Origin of the sequence: Polyangium spumosum (genome assembly GCF_009649845.1) — a bacterium.
Classification (GTDB): Bacteria; Myxococcota_A; Polyangia; order Polyangiales; family Polyangiaceae; genus Polyangium; species Polyangium spumosum.
On the sequence record NZ_WJIE01000009.1, the window covers coordinates 320,500 to 337,822 of the forward strand.

The 17,323-nt window shown below is 70.5% G+C and carries 15 protein-coding genes; 14 read left to right on the forward strand and 1 reads right to left on the reverse strand.

Translation table 11 applies throughout. The annotated features are described in order from the left end of the window. Positions 1-99: 99 nt before the first annotated feature. The 4 genes from GF068_RS29210 (at position 100) to tgt (ending at position 4,374) form a co-directional block, all read left to right on the forward strand. Complete coding sequence (locus tag GF068_RS29210; RefSeq protein WP_153822764.1) at positions 100-1,461, forward strand: sigma-54-dependent transcriptional regulator; 1,362 nt, start codon at positions 100-102, stop codon at positions 1,459-1,461. Positions 1,462-1,753: 292 nt separating this feature from the next. Continuing rightward, positions 1,754-2,134, forward strand: coding sequence for a response regulator (locus GF068_RS29215; protein ID WP_153822765.1), 381 nt, complete (start codon positions 1,754-1,756; stop codon positions 2,132-2,134). A gap of 9 nt (positions 2,135-2,143) precedes the next feature. Beyond that, complete coding sequence (queA, locus tag GF068_RS29220) at positions 2,144-3,238, forward strand: tRNA preQ1(34) S-adenosylmethionine ribosyltransferase-isomerase QueA (protein ID WP_338046619.1); 1,095 nt, start codon at positions 2,144-2,146, stop codon at positions 3,236-3,238. Then, the gene (gene tgt, locus GF068_RS29225) at positions 3,235-4,374 is read left to right on the forward strand and encodes a tRNA guanosine(34) transglycosylase Tgt (RefSeq protein ID WP_153822766.1); all 1,140 of its coding nucleotides are present in this window, start codon (positions 3,235-3,237) and stop codon (positions 4,372-4,374) included. The genes queA and tgt overlap by 4 nt, the downstream gene beginning before the upstream one ends. Here the strand turns inward: tgt and gspC are convergent. Continuing rightward, on the reverse strand, positions 4,367-5,341 hold the full coding sequence (gene gspC, locus GF068_RS46500) for a type II secretion system protein GspC (RefSeq protein ID WP_153822767.1): 975 nt from the start codon (positions 5,339-5,341) through the stop codon (positions 4,367-4,369). The two genes, tgt and gspC, sit on opposite strands and share 8 nt — an antisense overlap. Before the next feature lie 136 nt (positions 5,342-5,477). On the opposite strand from gspC, the gene GF068_RS29235 reads away from it, so the two are divergent. The 10 genes from GF068_RS29235 to mraY all read left to right on the forward strand — a co-directional run bounded on the left by GF068_RS29235 (position 5,478) and on the right by mraY (position 17,320). Beyond that, complete coding sequence (locus GF068_RS29235; RefSeq protein ID WP_240807534.1) at positions 5,478-6,887, forward strand: response regulator; 1,410 nt, start codon at positions 5,478-5,480, stop codon at positions 6,885-6,887. 65 nt (positions 6,888-6,952) lie between these two features. After that, entirely contained in the window at positions 6,953-8,284 is a 1,332-nt protein-coding gene (locus GF068_RS46505; RefSeq protein WP_153822768.1) for an AgmX/PglI C-terminal domain-containing protein, read from the forward strand. Positions 8,285-8,341: 57 nt separating this feature from the next. Continuing rightward, positions 8,342-8,740 carry a cobalamin B12-binding domain-containing protein gene (locus GF068_RS29245; RefSeq protein WP_153822769.1) on the forward strand — a complete coding sequence of 133 codons (399 nt, stop codon included), beginning with the start codon at positions 8,342-8,344 and terminating at the stop codon, positions 8,738-8,740. A gap of 522 nt (positions 8,741-9,262) precedes the next feature. Then, positions 9,263-9,715: a division/cell wall cluster transcriptional repressor MraZ gene (gene mraZ, locus GF068_RS29250; protein WP_153822808.1), complete on the forward strand. Its 453-nt coding sequence runs from the start codon at positions 9,263-9,265 to the stop codon at positions 9,713-9,715. Continuing rightward, positions 9,712-10,680, forward strand: a complete 969-nt coding sequence (rsmH, locus tag GF068_RS29255; RefSeq protein WP_153822770.1) for a 16S rRNA (cytosine(1402)-N(4))-methyltransferase RsmH — start codon at positions 9,712-9,714, stop codon at positions 10,678-10,680. Before mraZ ends, rsmH begins: the two co-directional genes overlap by 4 nt. Further along, positions 10,677-11,033, forward strand: a complete 357-nt coding sequence (locus GF068_RS29260; protein WP_240807536.1) for an FtsB/FtsL family cell division protein — start codon at positions 10,677-10,679, stop codon at positions 11,031-11,033. Before rsmH ends, GF068_RS29260 begins: the two co-directional genes overlap by 4 nt. Further along, positions 11,030-13,120: a penicillin-binding transpeptidase domain-containing protein gene (locus GF068_RS29265; RefSeq protein ID WP_338046620.1), complete on the forward strand. Its 2,091-nt coding sequence runs from the start codon at positions 11,030-11,032 to the stop codon at positions 13,118-13,120. Before GF068_RS29260 ends, GF068_RS29265 begins: the two co-directional genes overlap by 4 nt. Further along, the gene (locus GF068_RS29270; protein ID WP_153822771.1) at positions 13,117-14,733 is read left to right on the forward strand and encodes a UDP-N-acetylmuramoyl-L-alanyl-D-glutamate--2,6-diaminopimelate ligase; all 1,617 of its coding nucleotides are present in this window, start codon (positions 13,117-13,119) and stop codon (positions 14,731-14,733) included. Before GF068_RS29265 ends, GF068_RS29270 begins: the two co-directional genes overlap by 4 nt. Then, positions 14,733-16,193, forward strand: a complete 1,461-nt coding sequence (locus GF068_RS29275) for a UDP-N-acetylmuramoyl-tripeptide--D-alanyl-D-alanine ligase (RefSeq protein ID WP_153822772.1) — start codon at positions 14,733-14,735, stop codon at positions 16,191-16,193. Before GF068_RS29270 ends, GF068_RS29275 begins: the two co-directional genes overlap by 1 nt. Next, the gene (gene mraY / locus GF068_RS29280) at positions 16,190-17,320 is read left to right on the forward strand and encodes a phospho-N-acetylmuramoyl-pentapeptide-transferase (RefSeq protein ID WP_338046621.1); all 1,131 of its coding nucleotides are present in this window, start codon (positions 16,190-16,192) and stop codon (positions 17,318-17,320) included. Before GF068_RS29275 ends, mraY begins: the two co-directional genes overlap by 4 nt. Positions 17,321-17,323 lie beyond the last annotated feature (3 nt).

Sequence of the window (17,323 nt, forward strand, 5' to 3'; positions counted from 1 at the left end):
GGCGAAGATAGGGTCGCGCGGGCGCCTCCCGGCTGCACGCGCGACTGCATCTCCCATGTATCGTAGACAAAGGCCCCCAGACGGAGGCCGGGGGAACCCATGGCGAAGATTCTCGTCGTCGATGATCAGCGCAACATGCGCACGACGCTCGCGATGATGTTGCGAAGCGCGGGCTACGAAGTCGACGAGGCGAGCGACGGCAAAGAAGGCGCAGACCGCGGCTCGAAGGGCGCATACGACCTCGTGCTCACCGACCTGCGCATGGGCGGCAACGACGGCATCGGCGTCCTGCGCGCGGTCAAGGAGACTCACGCGATGACCGAGGTCATCGTGATGACCGCGTACGGCACGATCGAGAGCGCGGTCGAGGCCATGCGCCTCGGCGCCTTCGACTACATCCAGAAGCCCTTCACGGAGCAGGAGCTGCTCGTGAAGGTCGAGCGCGCGATCGCGAACCGCAGGCTCACGGGCCAGGTCTCGCTCTTCGCGACCGAGTTCCGCGAGCGCTACAAGTTCGAGAACATCATCGGCCGCTCGCACGCGGTCCGCGAGGTGCTCGCGCGTATCGTGCGCGTGGCGCCGACGGACGCGACGGTGCTCATCACGGGCGAGAGCGGCACGGGCAAGGAGCTCGTCGCGAAGGCGATCCACGCGAACTCGAAGCGCGCCGATCGCCCGTTCGTCCCGGTCAACTGCGCCGCGATCAGCGAGACGTTGCTCGAGAGCGAGCTCTTCGGCCACGCGCGTGGCTCCTTCACGGGCGCGGTCTCGGCGCGCAAGGGCCTCTTCGAGGAGGCCGACGGCGGCACGTTTTTCTTCGACGAGATCGCCGAGACGCCGCTGACCTTCCAGGCGAAGCTGCTCCGCGCGATCCAGGAGAACGAGATCCGGCGCGTCGGCGAGAACAAGCCGATCCGCGTCGACGTGCGTATCATCGCCGCGACGAACCAGGACCTCATGGTCTCCGTCGCCGAGCGTCGCTTCCGGCAGGACCTCTACTACCGCCTCAACGTGGCGCGCTTCATCCTGCCGCCCTTGCGCGAGCGCCGCGAGGACATCCCGGTCCTCTTCGAGTTCTTCCTCGACAAGTACAACCGCAAGATGAGCACGAAGGCGCGCGTGGGCGAGGGCGTGCTCGAGGCGGTGTCGAGCTACGAGTTCCCCGGCAACATCCGCGAGCTCGAGAACCTCGTCGAGCAAGCCGTGGCGCTCTCGGGCGGCGGCGTCATCACGATCGACGACCTCGGCCTTCCGCCGGGCCCCTCGCAGAAGGCGGCCGCGGCGAGCAGCGGCGGCCGGGCCCTCGCCGACGTGGTCGACTCGGCCGAGCGTCAAGCCATCGAGGCGGCGCTGCGCGAGTGTGACGGCAGCCGCGAGCGCGCCGCCGAGGTGCTCGGCATCAGCGCCACCACGCTCTGGCGCAAGATGACGCGCCTCGCGATCACGTACCCCCCCGCCTGACAGAGGGTATTCCACAGGCTGCTGCGCGGCGCCTGTGGAACACCCTCTGAACCCGTCCCGACCCTCGGATTCCGTCATCGTCGCGTTGCAGATCTGCAACGTGATCGGGGCGTCATCGTTCCGACATGCAATGTTCGTGGCGAAATCGATCTGCCCCGGATGATGCGATGCGGCGTCGAAGACCGGGGGTTTTCCCCGGGATCCGCCGATGGAACGCGTGTTGCTTCGAAAAACGGCAAAGACGAACCCGAGCGCTTTCGTGTCGGCGTCGTCTCCGAAGGGGTCTCGTCCCATGCCGCGCGTGTTGATCGTCGATGACGAGGAGAATCAACGCAAGACGCTGTCCATCGGGCTCCGGCTCGAAGGGTTCGAGGTGGTCGGCGCCGGCTCGGGGGAGGAGGCGCTGCGGCTGCTCGCCGAGAAGTCCGTCGACGTGGCGATGGTCGACCTGATGCTTCCAGGCATGAGTGGCCTCGACCTCGTGCGCCAGATCCGCCGCATGTTCCCGAACGTGCGCGTCTACCTCGCGAGCGCCTACCACCTCTCGTCGCGGCAGATGGAGCGCGCCGACTGCGGCGCCGCCGGCTTCATCCCCAAGCCCTACCCACTCGCCGAGCTGAGCCGCCTCTTGCAAGCCAAGACGCCGACGGCGGCAGCGCAAGCCGCGTGCTAACAGCCGCGCGTGCGCCGCGACCTCCTCGCCTACGACCTACCGCCCGAGCTCATCGCCGCGCATCCGTCGCCGGATCGTGAGAGCGCGCGCCTGCTCGTCGTCGACGCCGAGCCGGGCCGCCTCGAACACGCCTTCATCCGTGACCTCCCCGAGCGCTTGCCCGAAGGCGCGCTGCTCATCGTCAACGACACCCGCGTCCTGCCCGCGCGCCTCCTCGGCCGCAAGGCCCAGAGCGGCGGCAAGGTCGAGGTCTTCCTCGTCCGCAAGATCGCGGAGACACACGTCGATGTCGACGGCGAGCGCCTGCCCGCCGAGCGATGGCGCGCCCTCGGCCGCGCCTCGAAGCCCCTGCGCGAAGGCGCCGAGATCCTGATCGAAGGCCCCGTGCCGCTCGTGGCGCGTGCCCTCGGCCGCGATCCCGAAGGACTCTTCGACGTCGTCCTCTTCTCGCCCCGCAGCGGCCTCTCCGTCCCCGATGCCATCGAGGCCGCCGGCCACGTCCCGCTCCCGCCGTACATCCGTCGCGACGACGACGCGACCGATCGCGCGCGGTATCAGACCGTCTACGCGCGCGAGCCCGGCGCCGTCGCCGCGCCGACGGCCGGCTTGCACCTGACCGAGGCGCTGATCGAGCGTTCCCGCGCGCGCGGCATATCACTCGCGCGGGTCACGCTGCACGTCGGTTTAGGCACGTTCCAGCCGGTGACAGCCGCCGATCTCGATGATCACCCCATGCACGCCGAGGCCTATCGCGTGCCGCCCGAGACAGCCGAGGCCGTGGCCCACGCGCGCCGGGAAGGTCGGGAGATCGTGGCGATCGGGACGACCAGCGTGCGCGCCCTGGAGAGCGCCGCGGACCCCGAGCGTGACGGGCACGTGCTCCCGCGCGAGGGCGAGACCCGGCTCTTGATCCAGCCGGGTTATCGCTTCCGCGTGGTCGATCGGCTGCTGACGAATTTCCACCTGCCGGAGTCGACGTTGCTCGCGCTCGTGAGCGCCTTCGCGGGCCACGCGCGTGTCCTCGAGAGTTACCGCGTCGCGATCGAGGAGAAGTACCGGTTTTATTCGTACGGCGACGCGATGCTGCTGAGGAGAAGCCGATGAGCGGGCCGACCACGCCCGGATATGCCTTCCGCACCCTCGCCACGAGCGGCGCGGCGCGCGCGGGGCTCCTGACCACGCCGCACGGTGAGGTCGAGACGCCGACGTTCATGCCCGTCGGCACGCAGGGCAGCGTGAAGACGATGAGCCCCGACGAGGTCGCCGCCACGGGCGCGCGTATCGTCCTCGGCAACACGTATCACCTCTGGCTGCGGCCCGGCCCCGACGTCGTGGCGGAGCTCGGGGGCCTGCACGGCTTCACGAAGTGGCCACACGCCATGCTCACGGACTCCGGCGGCTTTCAGGCCTTCTCCCTCGCCGACCGGCGCAAGACGGACGAGGACGGCTTCGTCTTCCGCTCGCACCTCGACGGCTCGAAGAAGGTCCTCACGCCCGAGGTCGCGATGCAGGTGCAAGGGAAGATCGGCGCTGACATCGCCATGCAGCTCGACATCTGCCCGCCCGGCGACGCCTCGCGCGCCGACTTCGAGGCTGCCTGCGCCCGCACCACGCGCTGGGCCCGCCGCTGCCTCGCCGCCAAGCGGGCCGATCAAGCCGTCTTCGGCATCGTGCAAGGCGGCACCGACCCGGCCCTCCGCAAGGCCCACGCCGAGGAGCTCGCCGCCATGCCCTTCGACGGCCTCGCGCTCGGCGGCTTCTCCGTCGGCGAGCCGATCCAGCGCATGCACGAGGTCCTCGTCGAGGTCGCGCCCACGCTCGATCCGGAGCGGCCGCGTTACCTCATGGGCGTGGGCACGCCGTACGACCTCGTGCGCGCCATCGGCGCGGGCGTCGACATGTTCGACTGCGTCTTGCCCACGCGCAACGCCCGCAACGGCCAGGCCCTCACGCGCACGGGCAAGGTCGTCATCAAGCAGGCGCGTTACCGGACCGATCCCTCGCCGCTCGACCCCACCTGCACCTGCCCGACCTGCGCCGCCGGTTACTCGCGCGCCTACCTCAGGCACCTCTTCCTCGCGGGCGAGATCCTCGTCTTGCGCCTCTTCACCGCGCACAACCTGCACCTCTACGGCACGCTCGTGCGTGAGGCGCGGGAGGCGATCCTGGCGGGGCGGTACGAGGCGTTCGCGCGGGACTGGCTCGCGGGGCTCGAGGCCGGGAGCCAGGCGGCTACTTGATGTTCAGCTCCAGCGTCGTCGGCCGCCCTCTGCGCATCACCTCCACGCGGATCTGGCTGGCCGACATCAGCCGCGAGTAGGCCTCGAGCGCGCTCTGCGCGTTCGTCATCTCGAACCCGTTGATCTTCTGGAGCTGATCGCCGTGCTTCAGGCCGATCGCGTCGAGCGCCGTGCCTTTGCGCACGCCCATGATCCGCATGCCCGTCGTCTCGTCGCCCTGCCGCGCCGGCACCACGCGCACCTTCTGCAGGTACTCCGCCTGGTTCGTCAGGATCTCGTCCACCACCGTGCGGTCGATGTCGTACGACGTCGGCCCTGTCTGCCGGATCCGCTCGGCGATGTGCGGCGGCAGCCGACCTTTGGGCCGCTTCCCGGGCTTGGCCGGCGGCGCCGTCTGCGGCCCTCCGCGCGGCGGCTCCATCCTCGGCCCGTTTGGCGGCGGCGCGGCCTTCTTCCGCTCGAGGTCGTGCACCTCGATCTGGCAGAACCGCCCCTCGCGCGTCAGCCAGATCCGATCCGGCCCCACGTGCGCCACCTGGAAACCGCCGATCACGTCGCCTCGGCGGTGCAGCCGCACCCCCTCGGGCCCTGCGATCGCCGCGAACGACCAGTCGGGATCCTCCTCCGACCACACGACGAGCGTCACCGCCCCGAACCCGCACGGCGGATCGGCCATCGGGTTCGTCATCTCCGGCGTGGGTTGCCCGTCGTCCTCCGGGGGGACGAGCGGGCCGGTGAACGAGTCGAAGGGGTTCCGCGACAGGATCACGTCGCCCTTCGGCCGTGGCGGCGTTTCTTCCTGACTCGTGGGGATCTCCGGCTTCGGCAGGCTCGTCACCGGGGCCGCTTCGATCCACGCCGCGCCTACCAGATAGGCCAGGCCCTTCGCCTGGAAATAGGCCGCGGTCAGGAGCAAGAGGGCCACGACCCCCTTGAAATGGCGCTTCAGCAGGGCATCGAACCGCACCCCCAGCCGCCCGAGCGAGCCCCGTACCAGCGCCTACCGTGTGCGCATCTTGCCCGGAATTTGCCCCTCGGATACGGTGGGGAGCGAGGCGCGGGACGGCGTGGAAATTCCTAACAAAAAGCCGATCGGAAAGATCTTGGTCCAGCAACGGGCGCTCTCCGAGGTGGAGCTCGAGCGCGCGCTCGAAGCGGGCCAGGGCTCTCCGGTCCCGCTCGCTTCGCGGCTGGCCGAGTCCGGGGCCATCAGCAAGGTCGCCGCCTTGAAGGCGCTCAGCGAGCAAAACGGCGTGCCGGGCGTCGACCTCGATCAGGTCTGCTTGAAGCTCTCGGACCTCGAGATCGTGCCGCGCCAGGTGGCGATGCAGCACAAGCTCCTGCCGGTGCTCGTGCGGGACGACAAGGTCCACCTCGCGATGGCGACGCCGACGAACCGCAAGATCATCGACGAGATCGAGTTCGCCACGGGCAAACGCGTCTTCCCGTACGTCGCGCTCGCCGCGCAGCTCGCGAAGATCATCCCGGTCGTCTACGAGATGAACGAGCGGGGCGAGTCGCACTACGTCGGCCCGACCTGCCCGCCGGAGGTGCGTCGCAAGGCGGCGATCGCGCCGCCGAAGCGCGTCATCACGCGCAACCAGATCGGCGCGATCGTCGACGACGCCATGCAACGCGCGGCGGCGGACACCGACATCAGCGACGCGGACTTCGGCAAGGCGCCGCGTGATCTCTCGGTCATCGCGGGCCCGGGCGCGCTTCGTCCGCCGCGCCAGCCGGGCGAGCGAACGGTGCTCGTGGTCGACGACGAGGTCGAGATCCGCAACATCCTGCGACTGGTCCTCGAGCAACGTGGTTACCGCGTGCTCGAGGCCGATCGTGGCGAGGCGGCGCTTCGGATCCTCAAGGAAGACGTGCCGGACGCGATCGTGCTCGACGCGATGCTCCCGGGCGAGCTGCACGGGTTCGACATCGCGCGGCAGCTCAAGGGATCGGAGCGTTACGGCCACATCCCGATCGTGATCGTCTCGGCCGTGTACCGGGGCTGGCGCTTCGCGGAGGACCTCAAGGCGAGTTACAAGGTCGACGCGTACGTCGAGAAGCCGTTCCGGGTGACGGACGTGATCGACGCGCTCGAGCGCGCGATCGAGCAGGGGCAAGGCAAGGCGGCGCCGCAGGATCCGGAGCGGATCTCGGCGGAGGCGGAGAAGAAGCTCTCGGCGGGCATCGCGGCCTACCAGGCGGGCAAGTTCGACGAGGCGATCGGCTTCTTGCGCGAGGGGACGAAGATCGACCCGCTGGCGTATCGCCTGCACTTCCACCTCGGGCTCCTGCTCGGCAAGCGGGGCCAGATCTACGACGCGATCAGCGAGCTCGAGACGGCGCTGCGCATCAACGACCGGCACTTTCCGGCGCTGAAGAACCTGGCGGTGCTCTACCAGAAGGCCGGCTTCCGGAACAAAGCGGTCGAGGTCTGGGAGCGGGCGCTGCGGCAGGCGCCCGACGAGCCGACGCGGCAGCAGATCAAGGAGATCCTGGTCGGGCTCCTGTAGCGCGGAAGTTTCGCGAGCGCGCCGAGTCGAGTAGACTCCCGAGCCTTCCGCGCCTGGGCTCGTCGATGAACCTCACCTGCCAGAAGTGCAAGACGCCTCTCGCCGCCGGCGCGACGGGCCGCGTGACGTGCGCGTCGTGTGGGCACGTGAGCTTCGTGCCGCCGCGCCCCGCCGTGCCGCTGCCCCCGCGGCCCGCCGCGCCGCGTCCGATCGCTGCCCCGGCGGTGCCGAGGCCCTTCGTGACGCCCGGCGGGCCTGCCCCGGCGCCGCCCGCGCTTGCCCAGGTGCCAGAAATCGCTGCCCCGGCGCCGCCCGCGCTTGCCCCGGCGCCGGAAATCGCTGCCCCGGTGCCGGAAATCGTTGCCCCGGCGCCGCCCGCGCTTGCCCCGGCGCCGGAACTCGTTGCCCCGGCGTCGCCCGCGCTTGCCCCGGCGCCGGAAATCGCTGCCCCGGCGTCGCCCGCGCTTGCCCAGGTGCCGGAGCTCGTTGCCCCGGCGCCGCCCGCGCTTGCCCAGGTGCCGCTCGACGTCCTCGAAGACCCTTTTGCCCTGCGCGACCCCTTCGCGCCCACGCCCCAGGCCTCCCCCGGCCCGACGACGACAAGTGACGCCGCCGCCACCCTCGTCCGCCCGGCCCCCGCGCCGGCCCCGGAGCCGCCCCCGCCGCCCCCGATCGTCTCCCCGCCCCTCCCGGACGACGACATCGACGAGGACGCCCTCCTCGGGCGCCGCAAGAAGGGCTCCCTCCACCCCGCCGCCCTCGCCCTCATCGCGGCGGGCGCCGTCTTCGGCGGGGTCGCCGCCTTCCTCCTCCTTCGCCCCGCCCCGCAGCCGCAGATCGTCTACGTCACGGCCTCCGCCACCGCCGCCCCGGCCGCGCCTTCACCCTCGGCCGGCCCCACCCTCGAGGCCACCGCCGCCGCCCCCGACCCGGCCGAGGCCCCCAAGCCCGGCGCCACGGGCCGGCCCCTCGGCGGCCCCTGGCCCCAGGCCGCGAAGACGGGCGCGCCGGCCGCCCCGATCGACATGTCCGGCTTCTCGGGCCCGAACGTGGCCGGCCCGAGCAACGGCCCCGCGGCGGGCGCGCAGGCGGCGGGCACGGGGCAACTCTCGGCGGGCGAGATCAGCGGCGTGGTCGAGGCGAACCGCCCGCTCGTCAAGCGACGCTGCTGGCAACCGGCGCTCGACGCCACGAAGGGCATGGGCGGCTCGGCGCGCGTGTCGGCCACGATCTCCATCGCCCCCTCCGGCGCCGTGCAAATGGTGAGCGCGAGCGGCGCGGAGAAGGATTACCCAGGCTTGTCGAGCTGCATCGCCGCCCGTATCAAGGGCTGGAAATTCCCGGCCTCCGGGGGCACGACCCCGGTGAACATCCCCTTCGTTTTCGCCGCGCAATGAGCGCGCTTCCCGTCAAACCCCTTTGATTTCCTGAAGAGAGGACGGTATCGAATCGCCATGACCGAACGAAAGATCCGCATCCTCGTCGCCAAGCCCGGCCTCGATGGGCACGATCGCGGCGCCAAGGTCGTCGCGCGCGCGCTGCGAGACGCGGGCTTCGAGGTCATCTACACAGGCCTGCACCAGACGCCCGACATGATCGCCAGCGCCGCCGTCCAGGAGGACGTGGACGCGGTGGGCCTGTCGATCATGTCCGGCGCCCACAACACGCTGTTCCCCGCGGTGATCGAGGCCCTGAAGAAACACGGCGCCGAGGACATCGTGGTCTTCGGCGGCGGGATCATCCCGGACGACGACATCAGCCGGCTCAAAGACGCGGGCGTACGAGGGGTCTTCACCCCAGGGACGCCGCTGAAGAGCATCATCGACTGGATCCACGAGAACGTGGCGGCGTAGCGCTGGGGTTTCACCCCAGGCCCCACCAGGGGTTGTCCACCCCTGGACCCGGACCAGGCACGGCCTGGACCGAAGTACATCGACCGCGATGCGGTCGATGTACGGGCGGAGAGTTTTCCCCCTCATCCCAGCGTCAAGAAAAGCGGCCCCGCCAAACGGCGCCGCTTTTTTGGCCATTTCCATCATTATCTGCATACCTGCGCAATCGTGCAGCGGCGCATCGGTTCTGGATCGTCGAGTGACCACCTCGTGATCGATCCAGCTTCCACCACCTCTTCCCACCACAGCCTGGATCCCGCCTCCCGCAGGCCCGTTCGTCACGTCCGGGTTGGTCTGGAAAGGTAGGAGAGGGGAGGACTCTTACCTCCCTTGGGATCCGCCAAACTCCACAAAAAATGCAAACTGTTGACACCCAAGGGCCCTCTCCGTAGCGTGGCGGTGCCTCGTGGGAGAAAGTGGCAAAGATGCCCATGACCCCGGGGTCCTTGGCCGGCAGGCGAGCGGAGCCTCCTCGTGGGAACCATGTTTCGTGGTCATTTCGAGCACGCGATCGACGCGAAAGGGCGCACCAGCCTGCCCGCGCGTTTTCGCGACGTGCTGGATGCACCCGCGGAGCAGGTCGCGCTGATCCTGACGCCCGCTCTCTTCGACCCCTGCCTCCACTGCTACCCGCTCAAGGCCTGGGAGGAGCTCGAAGCCAAGATCGCGGCGCTCCCCCAGTTCGAGCCAAACGTCGTCGCCTTCCGCCGGAAGTACCTGTCGGCCGCGGTCGAGTGCGAGCTCGACAAACAAGGCCGGATCCTCGTGCCGCCGTCGCTGCGCGAGCACGCAGGTCTGCACAAGGAAGTGCTCTGGGCCGGGATGGGCGCGACGGCCGAGCTCTGGTCGAAGGAGCGGTGGAAGGCCGCCCAGACGATGAGCGAGGCCGAGCTCGCCAGCTTCAAGGCCGCGATCGCGGAGCAGTTCCGCCTATGAACGTGGTGAACGTCGTGCCGATGCGAGACAAGGTGCCACCCCCCGAGCCGCAAAAAGCGCCCCACGTGACGGTGCTCCTGCGCGAGGTCGTCGAGGCGCTCGCGCCCCACGCAGGCGGCGTCTACGTGGACGCGACGCTCGGCGCAGGCGGCCACGCCGAGGCGATCCTCGAAGCCGCCCCAGGCTGCCGGCTGATCGGCGTCGACCGCGACGAGACAGCCCTCGCGCTCGCGAAGGAGCGCCTCGCGCCGTTCGGCGACCGGGTGACGCTCGTGCACGGGCGCTTCGGCGAGGTCGACGAGCACCTCCAGAAGCTCGGCGTCACGTCGGTGGACGGGCTCGTCGCCGACGTGGGCGTGTCGTCGATGCAGATCGATGACGCGACGCGCGGGATGAGCTTCCGCGCCGAAGGCCCGCTCGACATGCGGATGGATCCGTCGACGGGCGAGACGGCGCTCGAGCTGATCGAGCGGCTCGACGACGACGAGCTGGCGAACGTGATCTACCAGTACGGCGAGGAGCGAAGGTCACGGCGGATTGCGCGTTGCATCAAGCAAGCGCTCGCGAACGGGGAGCTCGTGACGACGCTGGATCTACGCCGCGCGGTGGTGCGGGCGGTGGGGCCGTCGCGCGTGGGCGGGGTCGATCCGGCGACGCGTACGTTCCAGGCCTTGCGCGTCGCGGTGAACGGCGAGCTCGACGAGCTCGAGGCGCTCCTGCGCGCGGCGACGCGGGTGGTGAAGAGCGGCGGCGTGCTCGCGGTGATCTCGTTCCACTCGCTGGAGGACCGGATCGTCAAGCACGCGCTACGCGAGGCGAGCGTGTGGGAGCCGCTCTGGAAGAAGCCGCTCGTCGCGTCGGACGAGGAGACCACGCAGAACCCGCGGGCGAGGAGCGCGAAGCTACGCGCGGCGCGGCGCGTCGCGCTGGCGGGTGAGGGTGGCGGCGACGAGGTGTACGCATGAACGAGCGCATGAAGCAGCGTCCGTTCCTCGCGCTCTGGTCGCTCGCGGTCGTCGCGAGCGTGGCGGCGTTCGTGGTGCACCTCGGCCTGCGCGGGAAGATCGTGGACCTCGGCTACAAGCTCGGCCGCGCGCGCGCCGAGCAAGGTCGCCTGCGCGAGGTGAAGCGCGTGCTGTCGCTGGAGGCGTCGAGTTACGAGACGCCCCAGCGCGTGGAGATGGTGGCGCGCACGCTCCTCGGCATGACGCCGCCGCCGCCGGAGCGCGTGATCCCGGTGAAGTGGGTCGTGAAGATCCAGGACGAGAGAGAGGCGCCCGCGCCGGATCCGGCCGCGCCGGCGGGAGGTTCTCCGTGAAGAACCTCGATCCGAAGCGCGCGCGCTGGATCCGCATCCGCATGGGGATCCTCTGCGGGATGATGGGGCTCGGGCTCGGCGTGATCGTGTCGGGCGCGCACCGCATCCAGGTCGAGGACGGCGAGGACTGGTACGACCTCGCCGAGCGGCAGCGGCAGCGGCGCCTGCACGTGACGCCGAAGCGCGGCACGATCTACGACCGCAACGGCGCGTCGCTCGCGGAGAGCGTCGAGGTGCCGAGCATCTCGCTCGACGCGGTGGAGCTCTTGCGCGGCATCGAGGAGCGTTACCTCCCGATGCGGATCCAGCAGTACGGCGAGCGGATCGCGCAGGCGTTGAACATGCCGGCGGAGGACGTGGTCGAGAAGATCAGCCGTCGCCGCCGCTTCGTGTGGCTGAAGCGCCGCGTCTCGGAGGCCGAGGTCGCGGCCGTGCGCGCGCTCGGCGACAAGAAGCAACGTTACCCGGTGCGGGGCCTGCAGATCGAGGGCGAGGGCCACAGGTTCTACCCGAACCGCGAGCTCGGCGGCCCGCTCATCGGGTTCGTCTCGCCCGACGGCGAGGGGCGCGAGGGCCTCGAGCTCGCGCTCGATCACGAGCTGCGCGGCAAGAGCTCGGAGGTGCGCGGCCTGCGTGATCGCTCGGGCCGCTTGATCTTCTCCGAGGGCATCGAGGACGAGGCCGCGCTCGCGGGCCACAACGTCTACCTCACGATCGACAAGGGCATCCAGTTCACGGTCGAGCGTGAGCTCGACTCGGCGATGAAGACGTACGAGGCCACGGGCGGCGCCGTCGTCGTCGCGGATCCGTCGAACGGCGAGATCCTCGCGATGGCGAGCGCGCCCGGGTACAACCCGAACGACTACTCGGTCTCCGACCCCGACGCGCGCCGCAACCGCTGCATCGTCGATCGCTTCGAGCCGGGCTCGACGATCAAGGTCTTCTCGATCGGCACCGCGCTCGCCGCGCGCAGCGTGAACCCCACCGCCTCGATCTACTGCGAGGAGGGGAACATGGCGATCGACAACGTCGTCATCCACGACACGCACCCGGCGAAGTGGCTGACCGTGACGCAGATCCTCAGCTTGAGCTCCAACATCGGGACGGCGAAGATCGCGTTTGGACTCGGCGAGCAGCGGCTCTACGAGGGCTTCCGCCGGTTCGGCTTCGGCGACACGACGGGCATCCCGCTGCCCGGCGAGAGCATGGGCGTCCTCAGGCCGCGGGGTCGTCCGTGGGTCTCGGTCGAGACGGCGGCGGCGTCGTTCGGTCAGGGCATCAGCGTGACGACGCTGCAGCTCACGATGGCGATGGCGGCGATCGCGAACGGGGGCAAGCTGCTCGAGCCGGTGCTGGTCAAGCGCGTGACGGACGGCGGCGGCACGGTGCTCACGGAGACGCAGCCGCGCGTGCGGCGCGAGGCGATCCAGGCGGCGACGGCGAAGCTGATGTCGGAGATGCTCGTCGCGGTCACCGAGGGCGACGGCACGGGCGTCGAGGCCGCGATTCCAGGCTTCCGCGTCGCCGGGAAAACGGGGACGGCGCAGAAGATCGACCCGGCGACGGGCAGGTATACGGACACGCACTACGTCGCCTCGTTTGTCGGGTTCGTACCTGCGGACAAGCCGCGCCTCGTGATCTCGGTGGTGCTCGACGAGCCTCTCGGCGGCACCTACGGCGGTGGATCCGTCGCCGCGCCGGTGTTCCGTCGCATCGGCGAGATGGCGCTGCGTTACCTCGGTGTCACACCTCGCGGCAGTGTGCCCATGAAGCTCAGCGAGGTTTCGGATCGAGCGAAGGTCGGGGATCCGGCGACGAGTACGTACCAGGTCCTCACGGAGGCGCGATCGGCCGCGGCTCCGATCACGGCAGGCGTCGTCACGCCGTCGGCGCCGATGAAGAGCGGCGAGACGCGCGTGCCGGATCTGACGGGACAACCCGTGCGCGAGGCGATCCGCGCGGCGACCGCGGCGGGCCTCGCGCCCGCGGCGTTCGGCACGGGGCGCCTCGCGCGGGTCGAGCCGCCGGCGGGGACGGTGTTGCCCAAGGGCGCGGCGGTGAAGCTCTTCTTCGAGCCTTCGTCATGACGCACGAGACGAAGTACGAGGAGCTCCTGCGCCCGCGGGAGACGAGCGAGGGCGCGCCGCCTTCGTGCAAGAGGGCGAAGCTCGGCCGCAGGCTCGGCGATCTCGTGGACGAGATCCCCGGGGCGAAGCTCGCCTCGGGGGAGGCGACCGTCTTCGTGACGGGCGTGCATCACGACTCGCGGCGGGTGTCGCCGGGGGATCTCTTCGTCGCGCGGCCAGGCGCGCGCACGAGCGGCGAGCGCTTCGTGGCCGACGCGATCGGGCGCGGCGCGAGCGCGGTGCTCGTGGCGCGTGGCGCGAGCGTCGAGACGAACGAGCTGCCGCGGATCGAGGTCGAGGATGTGCCGAGCGCGCTCGCCTTCGCGTCGGCGGCCGTCTACGGGCACCCGACGTTCGCGCTCGACGTCGTGGGTGTCACCGGGACGAACGGCAAGACGACGACGACGCACCTCGTGCAAGCGTGCCTCGCGGCCGCGGGGGAGCGGCCGGGGATCGTGGGCACGCTCGGGTATCGGTTCGGCGATCTCGACCTGCCCTCGACGCATACGAGCCCCGAGGCCGACGAGCTCGCGCGGATCGCCGCGGCGATGCACCTGCGCGGCGCGTCGCACCTCGTGATGGAGGTGTCGAGCATCGCGGTCGCGGCGCGTCGCGTCGAGGCCGTACGTTTCCGCGTCGCGGCGTTCCTCAACCTCACGCAGGATCACCTCGACTACCACGGCACGATGGAGGCCTACGCCGAGGCGAAGGCGCGGCTCTTCGTGGACCTCGGCCCCGGCGCGGCGGCGATCAACGTCGACGATCCGTTCGGCGCCGAGCTCGTGAAGAGGCTCGCGCCGCGGGGCCCGGCCGGGCCGTCGTCGGCGACGGTCGCGCGCTTCTCCACGAGGGTCGGCGCGTCGATCGAGGAGGCCGACATCGCGCCCGTCTCGGTGGAGCACGCGGCGTCGGGGATCTCGCTCGTGGCGCGGACGCCGGCGGGGCAGCTCTCGATCCGGTCGCCGCTCGTCGGCGCGCACAACGTGCAGAACCTGCTCGCGACCGTGGCGATCTGCTGGTTGCTCGACGTCGACCTCCACGCCGCGGCGCGGGCCCTCTCGGGGTCGATCCGGGTGCCGGGGCGGCTCGAGCGTTGTGACGATCCGGCGCGGGACGACGTCATCGTGCTCGTCGACTACGCGCACACGCCGGACGCGCTCGAGCGGGTGCTGCAGAGCGTGCGCGCGTTCGGGCCAGGGAGCGTGCGCTGCGTGTTCGGCTGCGGCGGCGATCGTGATCCGAAGAAGCGCCCGCTCATGGGCGAGGCCGTCGCGCGTGGCGCGGACGAAGCGTTCGTCACGAACGACAACCCGCGCAGCGAGGATCCACGCGCCATCGCGGAGGCGATCCTGCCGGGGCTCGCGGGCGGAAGGGCGGCCGTGCACGTCGAGCTCGATCGGGCGAAGGCCATCGAGCGCGCGGTGCTCGAAGCGGCGCCGGGCGACGTGGTGCTCGTCGCGGGCAAGGGCCACGAGCCGTACCAGATCATCGGCAACGTGACCTTGCCGTTCGACGATCGTGTCGAGGCCGAGCGCGCGCTCGGGCTGCGTCGTTCGCGGAAGGGAGGCGCGTGATGGGCACGCCGCTCCCCGAGACCGTCGCGCGTTTCTCGCTCGTCGACGCGCTGAGCCTGGGCTTCGGCAATCTGTCGATCCCGGACGGCGTCGAGCTCATGGTTCCGCTCGGGGCCATCTCGACCGACACGCGCACGCTCCAGCCGGGCGCGATCTTCGTCGCGCTCCGCGGCGCGTCGTTCGACGGTCACGATCACGTCGCGGAGGCCGTCACCAAGGGCGCGCGTCTCCTCGTCGTCGAGCGCGAGGTGCAGGCGCCGAGCGGCGTCGCGATCCTGCGCGTCCCCTCGACGCTCGACGCGCTCGGCATGTTCGCGCGTCTGCACGTCGAGCGCTGGCGCGCGCTCCGCGGGCGCCGGACGATCGTCGCGATCACGGGCTCGGCGGGGAAGACCACGACGCGCGTGGCGACGGCCGCGCTGCTCGGGCGGCTCCTGGGGGAGCCGGCCGTGCTCGCGACGCGGGGCAACCTGAACAACCGCGTCGGCGTGCCGATGATGGCGCTTTGCCTCGAGCAGCGGCACCACGCGGCGGTCCTCGAGATGGGCATGAACCAGCCGGGGGAGATCAAAATGCTCACGGCCGTCGCCCCGCCCGACCTCGCCATCGTGACGCTCGTCGCCGCCGCGCACGTCGAGGGGTGCGGCTCGATCGAGGCCGTCGCGCACGAGAAGGGCGCCCTCTTCCGCGCGCTCGATCCGAGTGGGATCGTGGTCGGCAACAGCGACGATGCGCGCGTCGTCTCGCAGATGGAGACGTCGCGCGCGCAGCGCAGGATCCACTACGGCGCGGCGGAGGGCCTCGACCTGCGGATCGCGGAGCGTCGCCCCGAGGGGCTCACCACGTCGCGCCTCACGCTCGAGCGTTACGACGGCAGCCGCCTGTCGTTCCGGACGCCGCTCATCGGCGAGGCGGGCGCTTACGCCTGCGCCGCGGCCGTGGCGGCCGTCGAGGCCCTCACGGGCGAGCGCGTGACCTCGCCGATCGCCGAAGAGGCCTTCGCCCTCGCGGACGTGGGCGGCGGCGGTGGTCGCCTCGTCCCGCGCTTGCTCGCGCGGGACGTCGTGGTGATCGACGACAGCTACAACGCGAACCCCGCTTCGTCCTCCGCGTCGATCCGCACGGCGGCCGAGCTCGCGCGGGACGCGGGCCGCAGGCTCGTGCTCGTGCTCGGCGCGATGTACGAGCTCGGCCACGAGTCCTCGCGCGGGCACGACGACGTCGGCCGCGTGGCCGCGGAGAGCGGCGCGGCGCTCGTGTTCGCGGTGAACGGCGACGCGCGCCTCATCGCCGATCGCGCCTCGGACGCGGGCCTTCCGGCGCGGTTCTACGAGACGAGCGCGGACGCGGCCCCTGCGGTCGCGGCCGCCGTTCAGCCTGGGGATCTGGTCCTCGTGAAGGGTTCGCGCGGCGTCGGGACCGAGCGAATCGTGCGTGCCCTCGCGGAGGTGCCCTCGTGATCTACGAGCTCTTCTACCCGCTCAAGTTCCACTACAGCTCGCTCTCCTGGCTGAACGTCCTCCGGTACATCCCGTTCCGGACCATCATGGCGACGATCACCGCCATGATCCTCACGTTCGTGCTCGCGCCGTGGTTCATCCGCGAGCTGCGGCGCAAGCAGATCGGGCAGGTCGTCCGCAGCGAGGGCCCCGAGACGCACAAGGTCAAGGCGGGCACGCCGACCATGGGCGGCGCGTTGATCCTGCTCTCGTTGCTCCTGCCGACGGCGCTCTGGGCCGACCTGCGCAACCCCTTCGTCCTCGCGACGACGGCGGTCACGGCGGGTTACGGCGTCATCGGCTACCTCGACGACTACCTCAAGATCAAGCGCAAGAACACGGGCGGCTTGCCCGGCCGCTACAAGCTGATCGGCCAGGTGCTCATCGGCGGCTCGGCCCTCTCGTACACGTTTCTTTTCAGCTCCAAGCTTCCCGCCGACTGGGCCGAGATCAAGACGCGGCTCGCGCTCCCGTTCGCGGCCTTCTCGAAGCACTCGATCGACCTGCCGATCTGGTTCTACATCCCGTTCGCGCTCTTCGTGGTCGTCGCCTGGTCGAATGCCGTCAACCTCACCGACGGCCTCGACGGCCTCGCGATCGGCCCCGTGATGATCAACGCGGGCACGTACCTCATCTGGGCGTACGTCGCGGGCGCGACGATCGCGAACTTCTCGCTCGCGACCTACCTCGACATCCCGAAGATCGCCTCCGCCGGCGAGCTCAGCGTCTACTGCGGCTCGGTCATCGGCGCGGGGATCGGGTTCCTCTGGTACAACACCTACCCAGCCCAGGTCTTCATGGGCGACGTGGGATCGCTGGCCCTCGGCGGGGGCCTCGGCATGCTGGCGATCTTCACGAAGAACGAGCTCCTGAGCATCCTGCTCGGCGGCGTCTTCTTCGTCGAGACGATCAGCGTCATCGCGCAGGTGGCCTCGTTCAAGCTCACGGGCAAGCGCGTGTTCTTGATGGCGCCGATCCACCACCACTACGAGAAGAAGGGGTGGGCGGAGCCGAAGATCATCGTGCGCTTCTGGATCATCTCCATCCTCCTGGCGCTGGTCTCGCTGGCGTCCATGAAGCTGCGGTGAGGC

What these genes read in the sequence shown, in the direction of transcription:
- GF068_RS29210 (WP_153822764.1), top strand. Translation starts at nt 100, where the DNA reads ATGGCGAAGATTCTCGTCGTCGATGATCAGCGCAACATGCGCACGACG.
- GF068_RS29215 (WP_153822765.1), top strand. Translation starts at nt 1,754, where the DNA reads ATGCCGCGCGTGTTGATCGTCGATGACGAGGAGAATCAACGCAAGACG.
- tgt (WP_153822766.1), top strand. Translation starts at nt 3,235, where the DNA reads ATGAGCGGGCCGACCACGCCCGGATATGCCTTCCGCACCCTCGCCACG.
- GF068_RS46505 (WP_153822768.1), top strand. Translation starts at nt 6,953, where the DNA reads ATGAACCTCACCTGCCAGAAGTGCAAGACGCCTCTCGCCGCCGGCGCG.
- GF068_RS29245 (WP_153822769.1), top strand. Translation starts at nt 8,342, where the DNA reads ATGACCGAACGAAAGATCCGCATCCTCGTCGCCAAGCCCGGCCTCGAT.
- mraZ (WP_153822808.1), top strand. Translation starts at nt 9,263, where the DNA reads ATGTTTCGTGGTCATTTCGAGCACGCGATCGACGCGAAAGGGCGCACC.
- rsmH (WP_153822770.1), top strand. Translation starts at nt 9,712, where the DNA reads ATGAACGTGGTGAACGTCGTGCCGATGCGAGACAAGGTGCCACCCCCC.
- GF068_RS29260 (WP_240807536.1), top strand. Translation starts at nt 10,677, where the DNA reads ATGAACGAGCGCATGAAGCAGCGTCCGTTCCTCGCGCTCTGGTCGCTC.
- GF068_RS29270 (WP_153822771.1), top strand. Translation starts at nt 13,117, where the DNA reads ATGACGCACGAGACGAAGTACGAGGAGCTCCTGCGCCCGCGGGAGACG.
- GF068_RS29275 (WP_153822772.1), top strand. Translation starts at nt 14,733, where the DNA reads ATGGGCACGCCGCTCCCCGAGACCGTCGCGCGTTTCTCGCTCGTCGAC.